At 68.6% G+C, this 16,660-nt stretch carries 11 protein-coding genes; 5 read left to right on the top strand and 6 right to left on the bottom strand.

The window, feature by feature from the left end:
* Positions 1 to 683 precede the first annotated feature (683 nt).
* Together AC5RUH_RS03240 and AC5RUH_RS03235 are read left to right on the top strand one after the other, a co-directional pair.
* Positions 684 to 2,249: an endonuclease VII domain-containing protein gene (locus AC5RUH_RS03240; protein WP_494127866.1), complete on the top strand. Its 1,566-nt coding sequence runs from the start codon at positions 684 to 686 to the stop codon at positions 2,247 to 2,249.
* Between the two features lie 323 nt (positions 2,250 to 2,572).
* On the top strand, positions 2,573 to 2,842 hold the full coding sequence (locus AC5RUH_RS03235; protein WP_494127865.1) for a DNA gyrase subunit A: 270 nt from the start codon (positions 2,573 to 2,575) through the stop codon (positions 2,840 to 2,842).
* A 148-nt stretch (positions 2,843 to 2,990) separates the two neighbouring features.
* Here AC5RUH_RS03235 and AC5RUH_RS03230 read toward each other — a convergent pair whose 3' ends face one another.
* From AC5RUH_RS03230 to AC5RUH_RS03205, 6 genes are all read right to left on the bottom strand, one after another.
* Positions 2,991 to 4,013 (bottom strand): DUF808 domain-containing protein, encoded by a 1,023-nt coding sequence (locus AC5RUH_RS03230; protein WP_494049963.1) that lies wholly within the window; start codon positions 4,011 to 4,013, stop codon positions 2,991 to 2,993.
* Positions 4,014 to 4,184: 171 nt separating this feature from the next.
* Positions 4,185 to 7,511, bottom strand: coding sequence for an ATP-binding protein (locus AC5RUH_RS03225; protein ID WP_494127864.1), 3,327 nt, complete (start codon positions 7,509 to 7,511; stop codon positions 4,185 to 4,187).
* 1 nt (position 7,512) lies between these two features.
* Entirely contained in the window at positions 7,513 to 8,325 is an 813-nt protein-coding gene (locus AC5RUH_RS03220; protein WP_494127863.1) for a DUF4194 domain-containing protein, read from the bottom strand.
* Complete coding sequence (locus AC5RUH_RS03215) at positions 8,325 to 9,785, bottom strand: DUF3375 domain-containing protein (RefSeq protein ID WP_494023098.1); 1,461 nt, start codon at positions 9,783 to 9,785, stop codon at positions 8,325 to 8,327. The genes AC5RUH_RS03220 and AC5RUH_RS03215 overlap by 1 nt, the downstream gene beginning before the upstream one ends.
* A gap of 239 nt (positions 9,786 to 10,024) precedes the next feature.
* The gene (locus AC5RUH_RS03210; RefSeq protein ID WP_494127862.1) at positions 10,025 to 12,133 is read right to left on the bottom strand and encodes an acyl-CoA dehydrogenase family protein; all 2,109 of its coding nucleotides are present in this window, start codon (positions 12,131 to 12,133) and stop codon (positions 10,025 to 10,027) included.
* A gap of 73 nt (positions 12,134 to 12,206) precedes the next feature.
* The gene (locus tag AC5RUH_RS03205; RefSeq protein ID WP_494127861.1) at positions 12,207 to 12,992 is read right to left on the bottom strand and encodes a TetR/AcrR family transcriptional regulator; all 786 of its coding nucleotides are present in this window, start codon (positions 12,990 to 12,992) and stop codon (positions 12,207 to 12,209) included.
* Positions 12,993 to 13,070: 78 nt separating this feature from the next.
* Here AC5RUH_RS03205 and AC5RUH_RS03200 point away from each other — a divergent pair, with 78 nt between their 5' ends.
* The 3 genes from AC5RUH_RS03200 to AC5RUH_RS03190 are packed head-to-tail and all read left to right on the top strand — an operon-like array spanning position 13,071 to position 16,641.
* Positions 13,071 to 14,408, top strand: a complete 1,338-nt coding sequence (locus AC5RUH_RS03200) for an acetyl-CoA C-acetyltransferase (protein ID WP_494127860.1) — start codon at positions 13,071 to 13,073, stop codon at positions 14,406 to 14,408.
* A complete protein-coding gene (locus AC5RUH_RS03195) occupies positions 14,408 to 15,748 on the top strand; it encodes a 3-oxoacyl-ACP reductase (RefSeq protein ID WP_494127859.1) in 1,341 nt (446 codons plus the stop codon). Before AC5RUH_RS03200 ends, AC5RUH_RS03195 begins: the two co-directional genes overlap by 1 nt.
* Positions 15,745 to 16,641 carry a MaoC family dehydratase gene (locus AC5RUH_RS03190; protein ID WP_494025906.1) on the top strand — a complete coding sequence of 299 codons (897 nt, stop codon included), beginning with the start codon at positions 15,745 to 15,747 and terminating at the stop codon, positions 16,639 to 16,641. The genes AC5RUH_RS03195 and AC5RUH_RS03190 overlap by 4 nt, the downstream gene beginning before the upstream one ends.
* The last annotated feature ends 19 nt before the right edge of the window (positions 16,642 to 16,660 follow it).

Genomic DNA, 16,660 nt, shown 5'->3' with positions numbered 1-16,660 from the left:
GAAAGTGCCCTCTGCACGGCGAGACAATCGTTCAACCAGATATCCGACATCCTATATCTCGACGGGAAAAAAGGGGTACGTCACGCTAGCAGACGAGATCCTCGCCAAGACGTGTGGGGAGACGATCGGTCAGGATGGGGGGGGGATATGACTTCCATGGCCTGATACATGGCAACCCAACGCCTTATTTGGCGACACCAAGTAATCACAAATCGCTGACGGTCCAAGGCGTCGCCGGTGCACTGCGGATTGATTCAAGCCCATCGGTGGTAATCGGATTGATAAGGCACGATTTCTTGTACGTGGTGCCGATGTGGTTATTAATACCGCAACTGGCACCTTTGTAGGACGTAGCGACGCACCCTCAACCCCGAGACAGGCAGGGTACGGACTTTCCGGGCTCCGGCCCGCATCTGGAACCAGCGGCGGACGCGACCGAACGGGCGCTGGCCGCCTGGCTCATCCGCCAGCGCACCGCCTGCCGCCGCGGCATCCTTGCTCCGAAGCAGACCGCAGCCCTGGCTGCCGTCGGAGACAGACCAAGCTGATGTGAGGTTCCGGGCCGTTTTGGCGGTGGTCAGACGATGCCTTACGCCTTGGGCCGGATTACGTCCAGAGGGCGCCCGATGTGGCTGATCGGCCTGTCCGCCCAAAGCGACAGAGCCGGTCGCTAGTATGCGCACATGGAAGAAGCGCTCAAGGCCATCCTCGAAAATTGGCCAGTCTGCACCGTCAACGGCTGCGAATGCAAAGCATGCAGCCGCTCAGGCGACTCGGGCCTGTACTGCGCCTTGCATTACCAGGAGTACCAGCGCGGCAAGCCGTTCACCCCACCCGGCACACGGTCCGCCCGAGGTGGATCGGTGCTCGCCGGGTTGACCTGCCAAGGACCGGGTTTGGTAAACGGAAAGTGCGGGCGTCCCGCCGGGCAACGGGTCCCAATTATCTGCTGCAGCGCGCACGGTGCCCAGTACCGCCATAAGGGCGAAATGACGATCCTGGCGCCGCGGCCACCTAGGTCGGACAGCACGGTGCGCGACGAGTTCGAACGGAAGCAATGCATCGATTGTGGACTATGGCTGCCCGAGAGCGAGTTCACACCCACCAAGAACACCCGGGACGGTCGGGTCGGGAACTGCAAAGAGTGCGGAGCCCAACGGAGCCGTCAATCTCGCTTTGGAATCAACCAGGAGACGTTTCTTGCCCTCGTGGAAGCCCAGACCGGCGTCTGCCACCTCTGCAAAAAGCCACCGACCATTCACAGGGTGCTGGTTGTGGATCACGACCACGACTGCTGCCCGGGGGACCGGACCTGCGGTAGGTGCATTCGGGGGTTGCTCTGCCAGCCCTGCAACGCCGGCATCGGCTACCTGCGGAACGACCCAGTCCTCCTAGTGGCGGCGGCGACCTACCTGACGGGCGAACGACCCGAACACATCCGTGCTCTCGCGGAACAGGTCGTCAAGGCCACCGTGGCTGCCGCCATCACCTGGCCAGTGTGTACGGTCGAGGACTGCGCCGAAGCGGCCTACCAACGCTCAGGGGAGGGAGGGCTTTACTGCACGTGGCATTATCGGGAGTTCACAAAGGGCAAGCCCTTCACACCCGTCGGCTCGAAGAAAGCCCGGGGCGGCTCCACCATGGTCGGGCTTACCTGCCAGGCGCCCGGCATCGTGGACGGAAAGTGCGGGCGGCCCGCCAAGCAAAGGGTGCCGATTGTCTGTTGTGATTCGCACGCTTCCCAGTACCGCCGCAAGGGCGAAATGACGATCCTCGAGCCGCGGCGGCCGAAGTCCGACTCCACCGTGCGCGACGAGTCCGGCAGGAAGAAGTGCATCGACTGCGAACGCTGGCTGCTGGAGAGCGAGTTCACATCCGCAGCCGGGTACAAGGACTGCCTCGTCGGACGCTGCAAGGAGTGCGGAGCCCAGTCGGTCCGTGAAGCGCGCTTCGGGATCAGCCATGAACAGTTTCTGGCCTTGGTGGAAGTCCAGGGAGGACTCTGCCACCTCTGCAAAAAAACCCCGACCATCCACAAGGTGCTGGTGCTCGACCACGATCACGACTGCTGCCCGGGGGATCGGACCTGTGGTAAGTGCATCAGGGGGCTGCTCTGCCAACCGTGCAATGCGGGCATCGGCTACCTGAGGAACGACCCGGTCCTCCTCACGGCGGCGGCGGACTACCTCACCGGTGAACCACCCGAACACATCCGCCTCCTCGTGGAGCGGGGCATGCTTGCCCAGTAAGCCGCAGCCGGAGCTCTCATTGCGTCCCATTCGCCCCAGAGTGACACTAAGCGATCGTAGAACGTCGCCATTTTCCTCAGGCCACACAGGGGCGGCCCAAGCTAGGGCGGTGTCGCATCGTTCGTGAACGTGATTTAGACGACGGGCCTGAGGTACACGTCATTTCATACGTGCGCCTGAAGGGGCGGTGATGGCCTGTAGGGGGGGCGGTGCCTTCCATGCCTGCCCAGCGTACGGTGCGGCTGTAAGTGGTCCCAGGCCTGTTAATCCGGCCCTTGCCGCATCGCAGGGTGTAGTTCTTCCCGGCGTGGGAGAATCGCCGCATGAATGAGGAGGAGCAGACGAGGGGTCACTTGATGACCCTCGAGGCGCTGCTGGATGCAATGGATCGACGCGACGAGGTCTTTCAGGTGATTGAGGATTCAGAGGACATAGACGAAGCAACCCGTCGCGTGGGTCAACTTTTGGGGGTGGGAAAAGATCGCAGCCTCGCCGTCCTGAACGTGCAGGCCAGAAGATTTACTCGAGACCAGCGGCGGGCCATTGCTGCCCAGGCAGACGAACTCCGGTCGATGTTGACCGATGGACGCTGACTTGGTCACGTGCGATCCGCTCACGGTAGAGCATCTCTGAATGCGGAAGCGGTCCCACTCCTCAAGAGTGGGACCGCTATGGAAGAGCCGCTGCGCGGGCCCAAGGCCAGTATTCGGCGGGGAAACAGGCTACCCGGCAGCTTATGAATCAGGGGGCGGGATCGGCGTCGCGTCCCGGCGGCCGATGGCCTGCTGTGGCGGCGCGGGCGTCGCCCTCTTCGTGCCCGTCCTTCTTCTTGCCGAACGGCAGCACCTTGAGCAGCGGGTGCAGGATAGCCATGACGACCAGGCCCCAGGCGAGTCCGAGGACGGCCGAGCATAGGGTGTTCACGAGCCAGGCCAGGAAGCCGCCAGCCACCGGGATCCCGGCGAACGGGCCCTCGAGGACGTGGACCAGGTCATAGGGAGCGTGCCAGCCGAGGTCGTATGCCCCTTGGAGCATGATGTGGCCGCCGACCCAGAGCATCGCGATCGTGCCGACGAAGGTGATCGCGGCCAGCACCGCGGGCATGCCCTTGACGAGCAGCGCGCCGAAGCGCTGCGAGCCCGCGGAGTCCTTGGTGGTCAGGTGCAGGCCGATGTCGTCCATCTTGACGATGAGCCCGACGGCGCCGTACACGAGCACCGTGATCGCAATCGCCACGACGACCAGGATGAGCGCCCGGACCCACAGGGAGGCGTCGCCCACCTCGTTCATCGAGATCACCATGATCTCGCAGGACAGGATGAAGTCGGTGGTGATGGCGCCCTTGACGACCTTGGACTCCGCCTCCGGACCCCGCTCGACCGCCGGCGCCTTTTCGGCCGCGTGGTGGCCGCGCAGCTTGTGCCAGACCTTCTCGGCGCCCTCGTAGCAGAGGTAGGTGCCGCCCAGCATGAGGATGAACGGGATCGCCCCCGGGATGAAGGCGCTGATCAGCAGCAGCGCCGGCAGGATGATCAGCAGCTTGTTCCGGAGCGAGCCCCAGAAGATGCGCTTGATCATCGGCAGTTCGCGGGACGGGTCCGCCCCGGACACATACTGCGGGGTGACGGCGGCGTCGTCGATCACCACGCCGGCGGCCTTGGCCCCGGCCTTGGCGGCGCCAGCCGCGACGTCGTCCACCGAGGCGGCCGCGATGCGGGCCAAGGCTGCGACGTCGTCGAGCAGGGCGACGAGACCGCCGCTCACAGATCGCCTCCGCATTGCTCGACGGCGGACTGCTGGACGTAGAGGCCACGGTTGAGGTGCGTGATCGGCATGCTCAAAAGTATACGGCGGCGCGACGCCCGCCCGCCCGGGGGAGTGCGTTGATGGAGGCCAGACGGAAGGCGTTCATCGAGGGCGGCCGGGGACAACCCATCAGCGCAACACGATGTCCACCGGCCGCGCCAGGGAGTGGCCTCGTTCCAGAATGCCCGACCGGTTGGCGGATTCATCGCGCAGGACTTCGGTGACCGAACCGAGGAAGCGGGCCAGGTCCACCTTGTCCTCGGGGGCGGCCAACAGCAGCTGGAAACCGAATTCGTGCAGCGCGTTGATGCTGGCCTCGGCGAACGCCAGCGATGATTTCACGAAGGCCTCGTCCATCATCACCGTGCCGAAGGTGCTGAAGCCCTGCCCGGCGATGCCCAGTTGGTAGGCCAGCGCCGACGCCATGATGAACGCGGTGAAGCGCTGGCCCTCGCCGCCGGACATCAGGCTGGCCTGCAGGTTGGTGTAGGCGCGGCCGTCCGCCAGGAGATTGGTGCAGGTGATGTCCACGTGCGACCGCACGTCCAGGACCTCGGCGCGCCAGCGGCGCTCGTCCTCGGAGGCCAGCCTCTCCACAATCCGCTCCAGGGCGAGGTAGCGGGCGTCCATGTCCTCGGCGGTCTGCCGCCTGCCCATGACCGGCAGCGCGTTCTTCAGGTCGGTGCGGAACTTGTGCGACGCGTCCGGCACCGCGTTGGCGATCTCAATCTGCAGGTGGCTGTCCTCGTGGTACTTCACGCGCCGCAGGATTTGGTTCAGCGGCTGCAGGCGGGACGCAATGCTGCGGCGTTCTTCGTCCAGCAACTGGAGCAGGTCGCTGAAGCGTTCGTAGGTGCGGTTGTTGAAGTACTCGCGGAATTCCGCCTCCCGCTGCGGCAGCCCTTCGCCCACGATGTCGTGGTAGCGCGCCTCGTAGTCGGCGGCGGCCTCCAGCGACGTGCCGCGGTCTGAGCCCCACTGCCTGCCGTAGGACTCGAAGATCTTCACCAGCTGGTTGCCGGCCTCCAGCCTGGTCCGCTCCAGCAGGCCGCGGGATTCCAGCAGCGCGCGCTCGATCCGGGTGCAGACGTCCCTCAGGAAGGCCAGGTCGGTGATCTCCCCGTGGGGGGCAAAGAGGGCATCCAGCTCGGAGGCCAGTTCGTCCGTCAGTTGCCCGGCGGCCTCACCGGTGGCGGCCAGGGTGTCCCGGCGACTGCGCGCGGCGTCCAGTTCGACGGTCAACCGGGCGGCGTCGCCCTTGAGCACACCGATCTTCTCCGTGGCGGCCGTGAGGTCCAGTTCCGCCGTTTCCAGCTCGAACCGCAGCTGCTCCAAGTCCGCGTTGGCATCCCGGGCCTGCTCCAGGCGTTCCGCCGCCGCTTCCACGGCGGCGGCGTGTGCTTCGGCGGAAACCTCCTCCCAGTCGCGGGTGTCGGCCGCCACGGCCTTGGCTGCGGCCAGCCGGCGGCCCAGATCCTGCTGCTCGCGGGCGCGTTCGGCGGATTCGGCATCCGCAGTGCCGTACGTCTCGCGCAGTTCCAACAACCGCGCGGCGAGGGCGGCAATCTTGTCCTGGTTGTCGAAGCCGAGCAAATAATCGGACGCCCCGGTGTGCCGGTCGTCCTTTTCCGTGGTGCTGCTGCTGCGCTTTACCGCGCCGCCCAGGGTGACGCCGCGGGCGACGTGTGCCAGTTCGTCCGGGTCGTCGACGCAGACGTAGTCGTAGTGCGCCGTGATCTTGCGCCGGACCCAGTGCCCCATGGCGGTGTCCTTGGTGACCAGTTTGGTGACCAGGTCATCGTCGCCGGCGTCGGCCTTTCCGTCCAGCGGGGCGCTGACGTCGATGATCCGCAGGAAGCCACAGATATTGTGCTCGTTCAGGTAGCGCGTGACGGCCTTCATCCGGTCGCCCGGGACCAGCATTGCGGCGGCCAGCGACCGCAGTGCGCGTTCGGCGGCCGGGCGCCAGCGGGCCTCGGCGGCGGCCATGTCGATCAGCTCGCCGGCGAACGGAAGTTCCTCTTCCGCGATGCCGGTGGCGGCACAGATCTGCCGGCGGCGCTCCAGGCTGTCGGGACGGATGTTGCTGGTGCGGCGCCGGAAGGACTCGATTTCTTCCTCCAGCGCACGGATCCGGCCCTTGAGGGTCCAAGCCTCGCCCTGGGCATCGTTGCTCCGTTCGCGGGCCGACTCGGCCTCCTTGGCCAGGTCCTTGGCCAGCACGGCGGCACGGCTGCGCGCGGCAGCGAGGCCGGCGGGACTGAAATCTGCTTCAATCCCGGCAGCCGCCAGCTCGCCCCGGAGGGCATCTTCGACGGACTGGCGGGCCCGCAGCTCGGCCTGGGCCGCCGCCAGCTCCCGTTCCAGGGTGGCGACGGCGGAGCCTCCTTCGCTGCCGTAGCGCGCCCTGAGCGACGCCGCCTTCTCCCGGAGCCCGTCGCGTGCCGCTTCGGCGGTTGCCAGCGCGGCCGTCGCCGCCGTTGCTTCCGCTTCCAGCCGGTCGATCTGCCGGCCATGGCAGTCCAGCGCCAAACGTCGCCGGTAGAGCGGCAGGGCCTCGTCCGCCAACACCTGGTTGCGCTCCAGCCCGGCCTGCGCCTGCTGCAGCTCCCGATGCAGTCGGGGCACGGGGGCCAGCAGGTCCCGCTGCTGCCGGGCGCGTTCCAGCTGCCGCCTGATGCTGCTGAGGTGGCTGAAGTCTTCCACGGCCTCCTCCGCGGCGGCCAGCGTCCGGGGCGTGTCCAGCACATGGTTGCGGAAGAAGTCGTTCACGGTGCCGCCCAGGCCCCTGCCCGTCTGCAGCGTCCGCAGCAGGCCGAAGGCCTTTTCCTGGTCGATGCCCAGCGCTTGCCGGAATCGCTCGGCAAAAGCCTTGTGCGAATCGAAGACCTGGCTGCCCGGCAACAGGGCCTCCAGCGAGGTCTTGCTGAACCGGCCCAGCATGCGGGCCTCCAGGGCGGGAATGTCCAGGGCCTTGTTATGCAGCACATAGAAACGGCCCACATTGTGTTCGGTCCCGTTGGCCGGCAGGTCCAGCAGCACGGACAGGCTGGTGGTCTGCCCCAGGGCGTTGTCGAAGGTCAGGCAGACCGCCGACCAGGTGGCACCGGGACGCTGGTAGAACGTGGCGTTCCGGGAACCGTCGCCGTCCGCCGGGGTGGCGCCCAGCCGTCCGCGCATGTAGCTGAACGCGGTGCGCCGTTCCTCGGCGGCGCTGCCGGCGCTGGTTTGGGCGGCCTCGTTCATCTTCGGCCGCGCGTCCAGCACCTGCAGCATGCCGTCGAAGATGGTGGACTTGCCCACCCCGGAGCCGCCGGTCAGCAACGTTCCGGCGCGGTCCACGCGGATGGTGTGGGAGCCGTCGAAGGTGCCCCAATTGACCAGCTGCACGCGGCTGAGGCGGTGCTGGCCGGGATTGAGCAGCCCGTCGAGGGGCAGGATCGTCTCGATGCTCATGTCAGGCCTCCTCGCCGTCGACAGCCAACTGGTCGGTCTCCGGTGCCTCGCCTGCCGGCGGGAGAGTACCGGCCAGCGAGCCGATCACCGCCGGAATGTCGCCGATGTTCTCGAAGGGCAAGGCCAGCGGCAGGGCCGGGGAAATGACCCACACGTCCGAAAGTTCGGTGGCTTCCAGCAGCCGGCGCTCGTTGGACAGCTTGCGGATGGAGGCATCGGCCAGGTCCTCGACGTGTTTGGCGTCGTGCTGTTCGGGGTCCACGTAGTCCTGCAGCACGTCGATCACGTCGTCCCGGCTGATCAGCGGCTCCGTCCCGGTGCCGGCGTGGCGATCCTGGATGAGCCGCATGCGCAGGAGCAGCAGCGTCTCCTCGCGCGTCATCTCCCGCTGCCGCTGCAGGGCGTTGGTGTGCGGTTCGGCCATGGGGACCGGCCGCAGCATGGCGACCTTGCGGTCTTCGTCGATGATCAGTTGCAGGAACAGCTCGCTGAGCCGGGAGGCGAGGACGCGGCGGTGTTCCACCACGGTGTCGTAGACCCGGTCCGTGGAGCCGGCGTGCAGGTAGGGGCCGCGCAGCAGCCGGACCAGGGCCTGGCGCAGCTTCAGGGGAAGCTTGCCGGTATCGCCGTCGAAGAGTTCGGGCCCGTCCACAATCTCGTTGCGGGCGGTCGCCTCTACAGCCTCGGCGGGATCCGCCTCCTCCGGCCCGGCAGCCTGGGCGGGATCCGCCTCCTCCGGTGCGGCCGCGTCCTCGGGCCCTGCGGACGGATGGGCGGAAACCCCGGTCAACTCGTCCTCGGTCAACTCGTTCATTAGTCTGCAGCTTTCGTGAAAGTGACGGCGGGCAGCACCGCGGTTCGTTCGCTGCCGTCGATTTGGATCAGGGTCACGCTGTCGGTCGCATCCGGATCGAGCACGCCGCCGGTATTCAAGGCCCGGTGCAGCAGCCAGCGCAGGCTGTTCAGGTGCCGGTGTTCCGGTTCCAGCTGGTCGTAGACCGCCGACAACGGCGCCGGCCCGCGTGCTTCGACGGCGGTGCGCACCGCACGGGAGAGCACCTCGGCGTCAGCCTGCGGCGTGCGTACCGCGCGGCGGATGTCCGCTTCGGTGAACTCGGGCGGCGGCGGCAACTTCGCCGGCGCCTGGTGATCCTGCGGGTCGTAGAGCCGGATCATGCTCACCGATTCGAAGCCGGAGCCGTACAACTGCGGCGCCGGTACCACCGCACGCCGGCCCGGCAGGCTGTGCCGCGACTTGAAGATCGCCGCCTCGGCAGCCCGGATCGCCTGGCGCAGCTGGACCGATTCGCGGTAGTCGTCCGACTGCACGAAGGTGTGCATGCTCTCCGAGAGCCGCCCGTAGATGCGGTGGATCTCGGCCGCCTGCGCCCGCAACTGGGGCATGAGCTGCTGCAGGGCCCTCCGGTCCTCCGGCTCCAGGCCGTCGGCGAAGTCCCGCTCGAGCACGTCGGCGATCGCCTGGCGGAAACGCTGCTGCTGGTCCTCGTCGTTCAGGAACGCCGTGAAGCTCTCGTACGTCCGGCCTTCGCTGGTGCCGCGCAGCCGTTTGTCGGCGTCGAGCACCTCGCCCATGGTGATGCCCTTGGTGGCATTCGACTCGACGATTTCGGCGCGCAGCGTGTGCAGCATGCGCTCCAAGCCGTCGCGCATCCGCTTGAAGTCGGCCGGCAACCCGGCCGCCAGCGCCAGGATGTCGCGTGCCGCCTCCGCCGCCGCGGCTGCGGGCACCGCCGCCGGCGCGTCGCCTGCTTCCAGCGCGCGGATCTTTTCCTGCCGTTCGGCGATTTCGGCCCGGAGCACGGCAATGCGCGCCTCGGGGTCGGGATCGGTCTCATGGGCCAGGGCCTCGACCCGGGTGAGCAGCGTGGCCAGGCGGGAGCTGTTCAGGGAGGAGGAAGCTCCGGTCAAGCCGTCCAGATACTCCAGGAAGCGCACTGTCGCTTCGGTGGGCTCGTAAACGAACCGCCCGCCCTCGCGCAAGCGGGAGAGGAACCTGCGGGCCACCCAGTCGTCGGCGTACTGGCGGGCGGACCAATCCTCCCGCAGCGGCACCCCGGCGCGCCGCAGCTCGGCCAGGATGGCGTCGGTGTTGCGGTGGAACTCCTCCAGCGGCAGCTGCGGCCGGGAGCGCGTGAAAGCGGTCCGGAACAGCGCGGGCACCCACGGGCTGGCGGCGGCGAGCTTGAGGCCCGGCGTCGCGGACAAGGCCTGCAGCTCCTGCCAGCGGGCAAGGGCGTTCTGGGTGAAGGACATGCTGTGCTTTCCGCCCGCGGAAGGGAAAAGCGGGCCCAGAAAATCTTAGCCGCTCCAACTGGGCTGACGACGGCGGCGGCCGCCACGGGTGGGCCGTGTCGCCCGGGCTTAACCCGCTGACGACGGCGGCGGCCGTCACGGGTGGGCCGTGTCGCCCGGGGGGGATACCCGCTGACGACGGCGGTGTGCCCGCCGTGGCGAAACGGATCGCCTCCGGCCTGGGCCCCGCCGTCGTTCGCCTAGCTGCTTGCCGGCGCCTTCTGGCGTCGCGCGGCGAGCTTTTCGGCGGCCTTCCGGCGGGCGACGAGCACCTTCTCGTCCACTGGGGCGTCGCCGCTGGCCCGCCGCGAGCGGGCATAGGCCATGGCTTCGTCCTGGCGTTCCTGCTCTGCGCCGGTGGCAATCTTCGCGCGCAGATGCTCAGGCCCATAGCCAAAGGCGTCCACGAGGTCGAGGGCGTGCGGACGCAGCCTGGACAGCAGACGGTTGATGTACCCCCCGAGGATGCGGGCGCGCTGGGCGGAGAGCCGCCCGTGCATGAGGTACCAGCCCAGGTTTTTCTCCACCAGCGACAGGCCGAACAGGTCCCGCAACCAGGTCAGCACCTGGCGGGTACCGTCGTCGTCGATCTGCCCGAGTGCGGCGGTAAAGGCCTCCCACTGCAGCAGTTCCGCGTGTGCGCGGGCGGCCTCGATCAGCTCATGCTGGTGTTCGTTGAACAGTGCCGCGGCCTCCGCCTGGGGCAGCCTCGTGGCATTGCGGAGCGCGCCGCCAATGCCGGCGACCATGGTGGAGACCCGGTCGGTGAGCAGCTGGCGCTGCGACTCCGGATCCTTCAGGTAGTTGGCGCTCTTGCGCTCCGAGCCGCTGTCTGCGAACGTCTGGGCCACCTGGCGCAGGCCGGTGCGGTGGAAGGTGGCGTCGGCCGCCTGGTGGGCAACCCACCGGGCCATCACGCCGAAGTCTGCGTGGCGGAACTCCTTGGCGTAGTCCGCGAGCAGCCGCTTGGCGACCAGCTGCAGCAGCACCGTGTTGTCGCCCTCGAAGGTGGCGTAGATGTCCAGGTCGGCGCGCAGCGCCGCGAAGCGGTTTTCGGCCAGGAACCCTGCCCCGCCGGTGGCCTCCCGGCATTCCTGCAGGGTGTCCAGCGCGTGCCACGTGCTGAGCGACTTCAGGGCGGCGGCCAGGGTTTCCAGGTCCTGCCGGTCCTCGTCGGTGTCGTGGGCGCCGGAGAACACGTCGTCGAACTTCTCCAGCAGTTGTTCGTGCGCGAAGGACGCCGCGTAGGTGGTGGCCAGCCGCGGCAGCAGGCGCCGCTGGTGGCGCTGGTAGTCCAGCAAGACCTCTTCGGAGGTGTCCGAGGACGCATTGAACTGCCGGCGCTCGGTGCCGTAGCGCACCGCGATGGCCAGGGCTACCTTGCTGGCGGCCACCGCGGCGCCGTCGAGCGAAACGCGGCCCTGCACCAGGGTTCCCAGCATGGTGAAGAAGCGGCGGCCCGGGCTGGCGATGGGGGAGGTGTAGGTGCCGTCCTCGGCCACGTCGCCGTACCTGTTCAACAGGTTAGTGCGCGGGATGCGGACATGGTCGAAGTGCAGGCGGCCGTTGTCGATGCCGTTGAGCCCGCCCTTGTAACCGTCGTCTTCGCCGCCGATGCCGGGCAGGAAGTTGTGCTGTTCGTCCCGGATGGGCACATAGAAGGCGTGGACGCCGTGGTCGACGCCCCGGGTGATGAGATGCGCGAACACCACCGCGGCCAGGCCGTCGTTGGCGGCGTTTCCCAGGTAGTCCTTCCACGCGGCCCGGAAGGGTGTGTGGATGACGAATTCCTGCGTGGCCGGTTCGTAGGTGGCGGTGGTGGCGATGCTTGCCACGTCGGATCCGTGGCCGGTTTCGGTCATGGCGAAGGCGCCCGGCGTCTTGAGGCTCATGATGTCCGGCAGCCACTGGTCATGGTGTTCCCGGGTGCCCAGGTGCAGCACCGCCGCGCCGAACAGGCCCCACTGCACACCGGCCTTGATCTGCAGCGAGGGGTCGGCGGTGACGAGTTCCTCGAAACCGGCCACGTTGCCGCCGTGATTGTCTTCGCCGCCGAGCCGTGCGGGGAAGGCACGGTGCACGGCGCCGGTGTCCACCAGGTACTTCAACTGCCCGAAGACCCGCTGCCGGTGCTCCTCCATCGTCAGCCCGCCGATGCGGTGGAGTTCCGGGCGGCCGGCCAGGTCGCGTGCCGCCTGGCGGATGTCGGCCCAGCGGCCCAGCAGGAGCCGGCCGAGTTCGGCCACATCCACGGTGGCTCCGTTGTCTTCAACCGGTTCCGGGGTTTCCAGGGCGGGCGTATACGTCATCGGATGTTCCTTCGGTCGTCAGGTGTGTGTCGGTGGGGCCGGGGAAGGCGGCGGGGCGGCCGGGTGCGGGCGGTCAGTCCATGCCCGGAGTGTTGTGGGAACGGCCGGGTGGCCCGGAGCCCGCTGCGGGAGCTCCGTTGTCCGGTGCGACGCCACCCAGCAGCCATTGGGTGAGCAGGCCCGTCATGACTTCCCGGCTCGGCTTGGTTTCATCGGCGGGAGCCGCCAGCCAGCATTCACCGGCCGCACGCACCATGCCGATGGCGGCCCGGGGCCAGTAGGATGCGGCCGCCAATTCCGCGGCATTCCCCGCTGCCGCGGCCAGGTGGTCGCGCAGCGGGGCCTCGATCATGGCGGTGACGTTGGCGAAAAAGTCCTGCAGGACGGCGGAACTGCCGTCCTCCGGTGCGGCCGCCGGCCGCGCATCGTCCCGACCGGGTGGCGGAACGGCCGGCGGCTCGGACGGCGCGGCGCGGGTGACGAACGCGTACACGTGCGGCGAGGATTCGGCCATTTGCAGGTAGACGGACACCATGGCGTGCAGGCCCTCCCGGGCCGTCGTCGCTGTGGCGGCGGCCTCCTGGAGCCGGGCCTGCATCCGGCCGATCACCACCTCGCCCATGGCCCGCTGCAGGCCGGCCTTGTCACCGAAGTAGCGGTAGAAGACGGGTTTGGACGTCCCGGCCGCCGCCGCGATCTCCTCCATGGACGCGTCGGGGCCAAGCCGGTGTACCGCGTGCCGCGCCGCGCGGATCAGCTCCCGGCGGCGTTCCGTCCGGTGACGGTCCCAGCGGGCCGAGCGGCCGTCCGCGGGCGTCGCCGGATTCGAGGCGGCCTGGCGGCCTGTGGCGGTGTTCACGTAACTCAGCGTATCAGGTACGCTTGGTTACGGTAACTGTCGTTTGTTCCGCTCCGCACCCAATCGAGGAGAGCCCACATGGCCACTTCACCTGACGCCACCGGCACCCGCTCCGCCAACGGACTGCGCAGGGCAGTAGTCGTCGGCGGCAACCGCATCCCCTTCGCCCGCGCGAACGGAGCCTACACCCAGGCCAGCAACCAGGACATGCTCACCGCGGCCCTGGACGGGCTGGTGGCACGGTTCGGGCTGCAGGACGAACGCATCGGCGAGGTGGCCGCCGGGGCTGTCCTTAAACACTCGCGCGACTTCAACCTCACCCGCGAGGCGGTGCTCGGCTCGGCGCTTTCACCGCAAACACCTGCGTACGACCTGCAGCAGGCGTGCGCCACCGGTTTGGAAACCGTGATGGGCTTGGCGAACAAGATCAAACTGGGGCAGATCGACTCCGCGATCGCCGGCGGCGTGGACTCCGCCTCGGACGCACCGATCGCGGTCAGCGAAGGACTCCGGGCCGTCCTCCTGGAACTGAACCGCGCCAAGAGCATGCAGCAGAAGCTGACCGCCATCGCCAAATTGCGGCCCAAGGACCTGGCACCCAACGCGCCGGGCACGGCCGAGCCGCGGACCGGGCTGTCGATGGGCGAGCACCAGGCGCTGACCACCGCGGCCTGGAACATCAGCCGCGACGCGCAGGACGAACTCGCCCTGGCCAGCCACCACAACCTCGCGGCAGCTTATGAGCGCGGATTTTTCGATGACCTCATGACGCCCTACCGGGGCCTGGCCAAGGACTCCAACCTGCGCGCCGACACCACCTTGGAGAAGCTGGGCAAGCTGCAGCCGGTGTTCGGCAAGAACCTCGGCGCCGAGGCAACCATGACGGCCGGCAACTCCACGCCGCTGACCGACGGGGCCTCCACCGTGCTGCTCAGTTCGGAAGAGTACGCCCGGAGCAACGACCTGCCGGTGCTGGCGGAGGTGGTGGACTCCGAGGCCGCCGCCGTTGATTTTGTGCACGGCAAGGAAGGACTGCTGATGGCGCCGGCCTATGCCGTGCCCCGGCTGCTGGCCCGGCAGGCCCTGACGTTCGCCGACTTCGATTTCTTCGAGATCCACGAGGCCTTCGCCGGGACGGTGCTGTGCCACCTGGCCGCGTGGGAAAGCGAGGAGTTCTGCCGCAACAAGCTGGGCCTCGAGAAGCCCCTGGGCGCCATCGACCGGAACTGCCTCAACATCAATGGCTCCTCGCTGGCCACCGGCCATCCCTTCGCGGCCACCGGCGGACGCCTGGTGGCCAGCCTGGCCAAGATGCTGCGCGAGAAGGCCGACGCCGAGTCCCGCACCACCCGCGGCCTGATTTCCGTCTGCGCCGCAGGCGGCATGGGCGTCGTCGCCATCCTGGAGGCGAACTGATGACCGACCGGTACGTGGATTTGGTCAACGCCGGACCGGTGAAGAGCCTGGCCAAGAAGCTGGGGCTGCCGCAGCCCGCCGTGCTGCGGCGCTACCGGCCCGGCGCACCGCTGCTGCCCGGACCTGTCCTGGTGCTCGGCGCGGGTGCCGGCGCCGACACGGTGGCCAAGGAAATGCTCGGGTGGGACCTCGACGTTCGCCGGCATGCGGCACCAAAGGAACGCCTCGGCGGCATCGTGCTGGTGCTCGACGAGCTGGAAGCGCCCGAGGACCTGTCGGAGCCCATGCTCAGCGCCGGCGCCAGCCTCAGGGACCTGGCCCCCGGCGGCCGCGTGATCACCGTATCCCGGCCCGCCGACGGTGCCGCCCGGCCCGCCCAGGCCGCCGCGCGCCAGGCGGTGGACGGGTCGCTGCGCTCACTGGCCCACGAGCTGCGCGGCGGTGCCACCGCCAACGGCATCCTGCTCGGCGAAGGCGTGGACGCCGGAGCACCTGCCGTCCTGGGACCCCTGCGCTTCCTGCTCTCGGCCCGGAGCGCCTACGTCAGCGGGCAGTTCCTGCTGGTCGGCTCCGACGACGGATCGCTCCCCGCGGATCCGGACCGTCCGCTCGCCGGCAAGGTCGCCGTCGTCACCGGCGCCGCGCGCGGCATCGGCGCTGCCATCGCCGAGACCCTGCACCGCGACGGCGCACAACTCGTCGTCGTCGATGTCCCCGCGGCGGGGGAACAGCTGGCGCAGGTCGCGAACCGGGTGGGCGGCACGGCCCTGCAGTTGGACATCACCGCGGCCGATGCCGGCGCGAAGATCGCCGCCCATGCCGTGGAGCGGCACCACGGGCTGGACATCGTGGTCCACAACGCCGGCATCACCCGCGACAAACTGTTGGCCAACATGGACCAGGCCAAATGGGACTCCGTGATCGCCGTCAACCTCACGTCGCAGCTGACGATGAACGGGCAGCTCCTGGCCTCGGGCGCGTTCCGCGGGCGGCCGCGCGTGGTTTCGCTGGCCTCAACCAGCGGCATTGCGGGCAACCGCGGGCAAACCAATTACGCCGCGTCGAAGGCGGGAATCATCGGCATGGTCCGGGCCTCGGCTGCCGGGTTCGCCGAGGCCGGCGGCAGCATCAACGCCGTGGCACCGGGCTTCATCGAGACGGACATGACCGCCCGGATGCCGTTCCTGACCCGGGAAGTGGCACGCCGGCTCTCCTCGCTGCAACAGGGCGGACAGCCACGCGATGTCGCCGAGGCCGTCTCCTTCTTGGCCAGCGATGCTGCGGGCGGCATCAACGGCCAAACCCTGCGGGTCTGCGGGCAAAGCATGGTCGGCGCATGAACGAAGTCATCCTGGGGGAGATGCCCACGCTCTCGCGCCTCTACCTGACGGCGGCGTCGACGGCCGCGCGGCACAAGCTGGGCGTGGGACAGCACGCCGAGCAGGTCCCGGCGGCGCGGCATACCCTGCACGGAGTTCAGATCACCCCCGAGCGGATCAGCGGATTCCAGCAGTTGGTCCACGGCACCGTGCGGGACACCCTGCCCTCCGTGTTCCTGCACTCGGTCGCGTTCCCCGTGGCGATGAGCGTGATGACGCGGCCGGACTTTCCGCTGCCGCTGCTCGGCATGGTCCATCTGGCCAATCGGGTGCGGCACTTGCGGCCGGTCCACTTCACCGAGCCCCTGGCCGTCACGGCCTGGGCCGAGGGCCTCCGCGGCCACCACGCGGGCACGCAGGTCGAACTGCACACCCGGATCGAGGCCGACGGCGAGGCCGTGTGGGAAGGTGTCTCGGACTACCTGGCCAAGGCGGTCTACTTGCCCGGCCTGGACAAGGCAGCCCGCCCGGAGCGCGCCGATTTCACGCCGCCGCAGCCGACGGCCCGCTGGCGGCTCGGGCCGGAGGCCGGGCGCGAGTACGCCGGGGTGTCCGGCGACTTCAACCCGATCCACCTGAGCGCGGTGTCCGCGAAGATGCTGGGGCTCAAGCGGTCCATCGCCCACGGGATGTACCTGGCCTCACGAGTCCTGACCAGCGTGGAAGCCACGGCCAGCGAACCCTTCAGCTGGCGCATCGACTTTGCCGCTCCGGTCTTCCTGCCCGCCACCGTGGCCGTCAGGATCCATGACACGGAACGCGACGGGTCCTGGGAAGCTTCCGAGTTCACCGGCTGGGGGGAGCGCAGCCACCGGCTGCACTTCACGGGCAGCGTCCACACGCTCGCCGGCTGAGTGGCGTGGCCGGACCGGG

This window comes from Arthrobacter sp. Y3223166 (assembly GCF_059090935.1).
The sequence above is the reverse complement of the archived record's forward strand: the minus strand, read 5'-3'. Positions and strand labels throughout refer to the sequence as shown.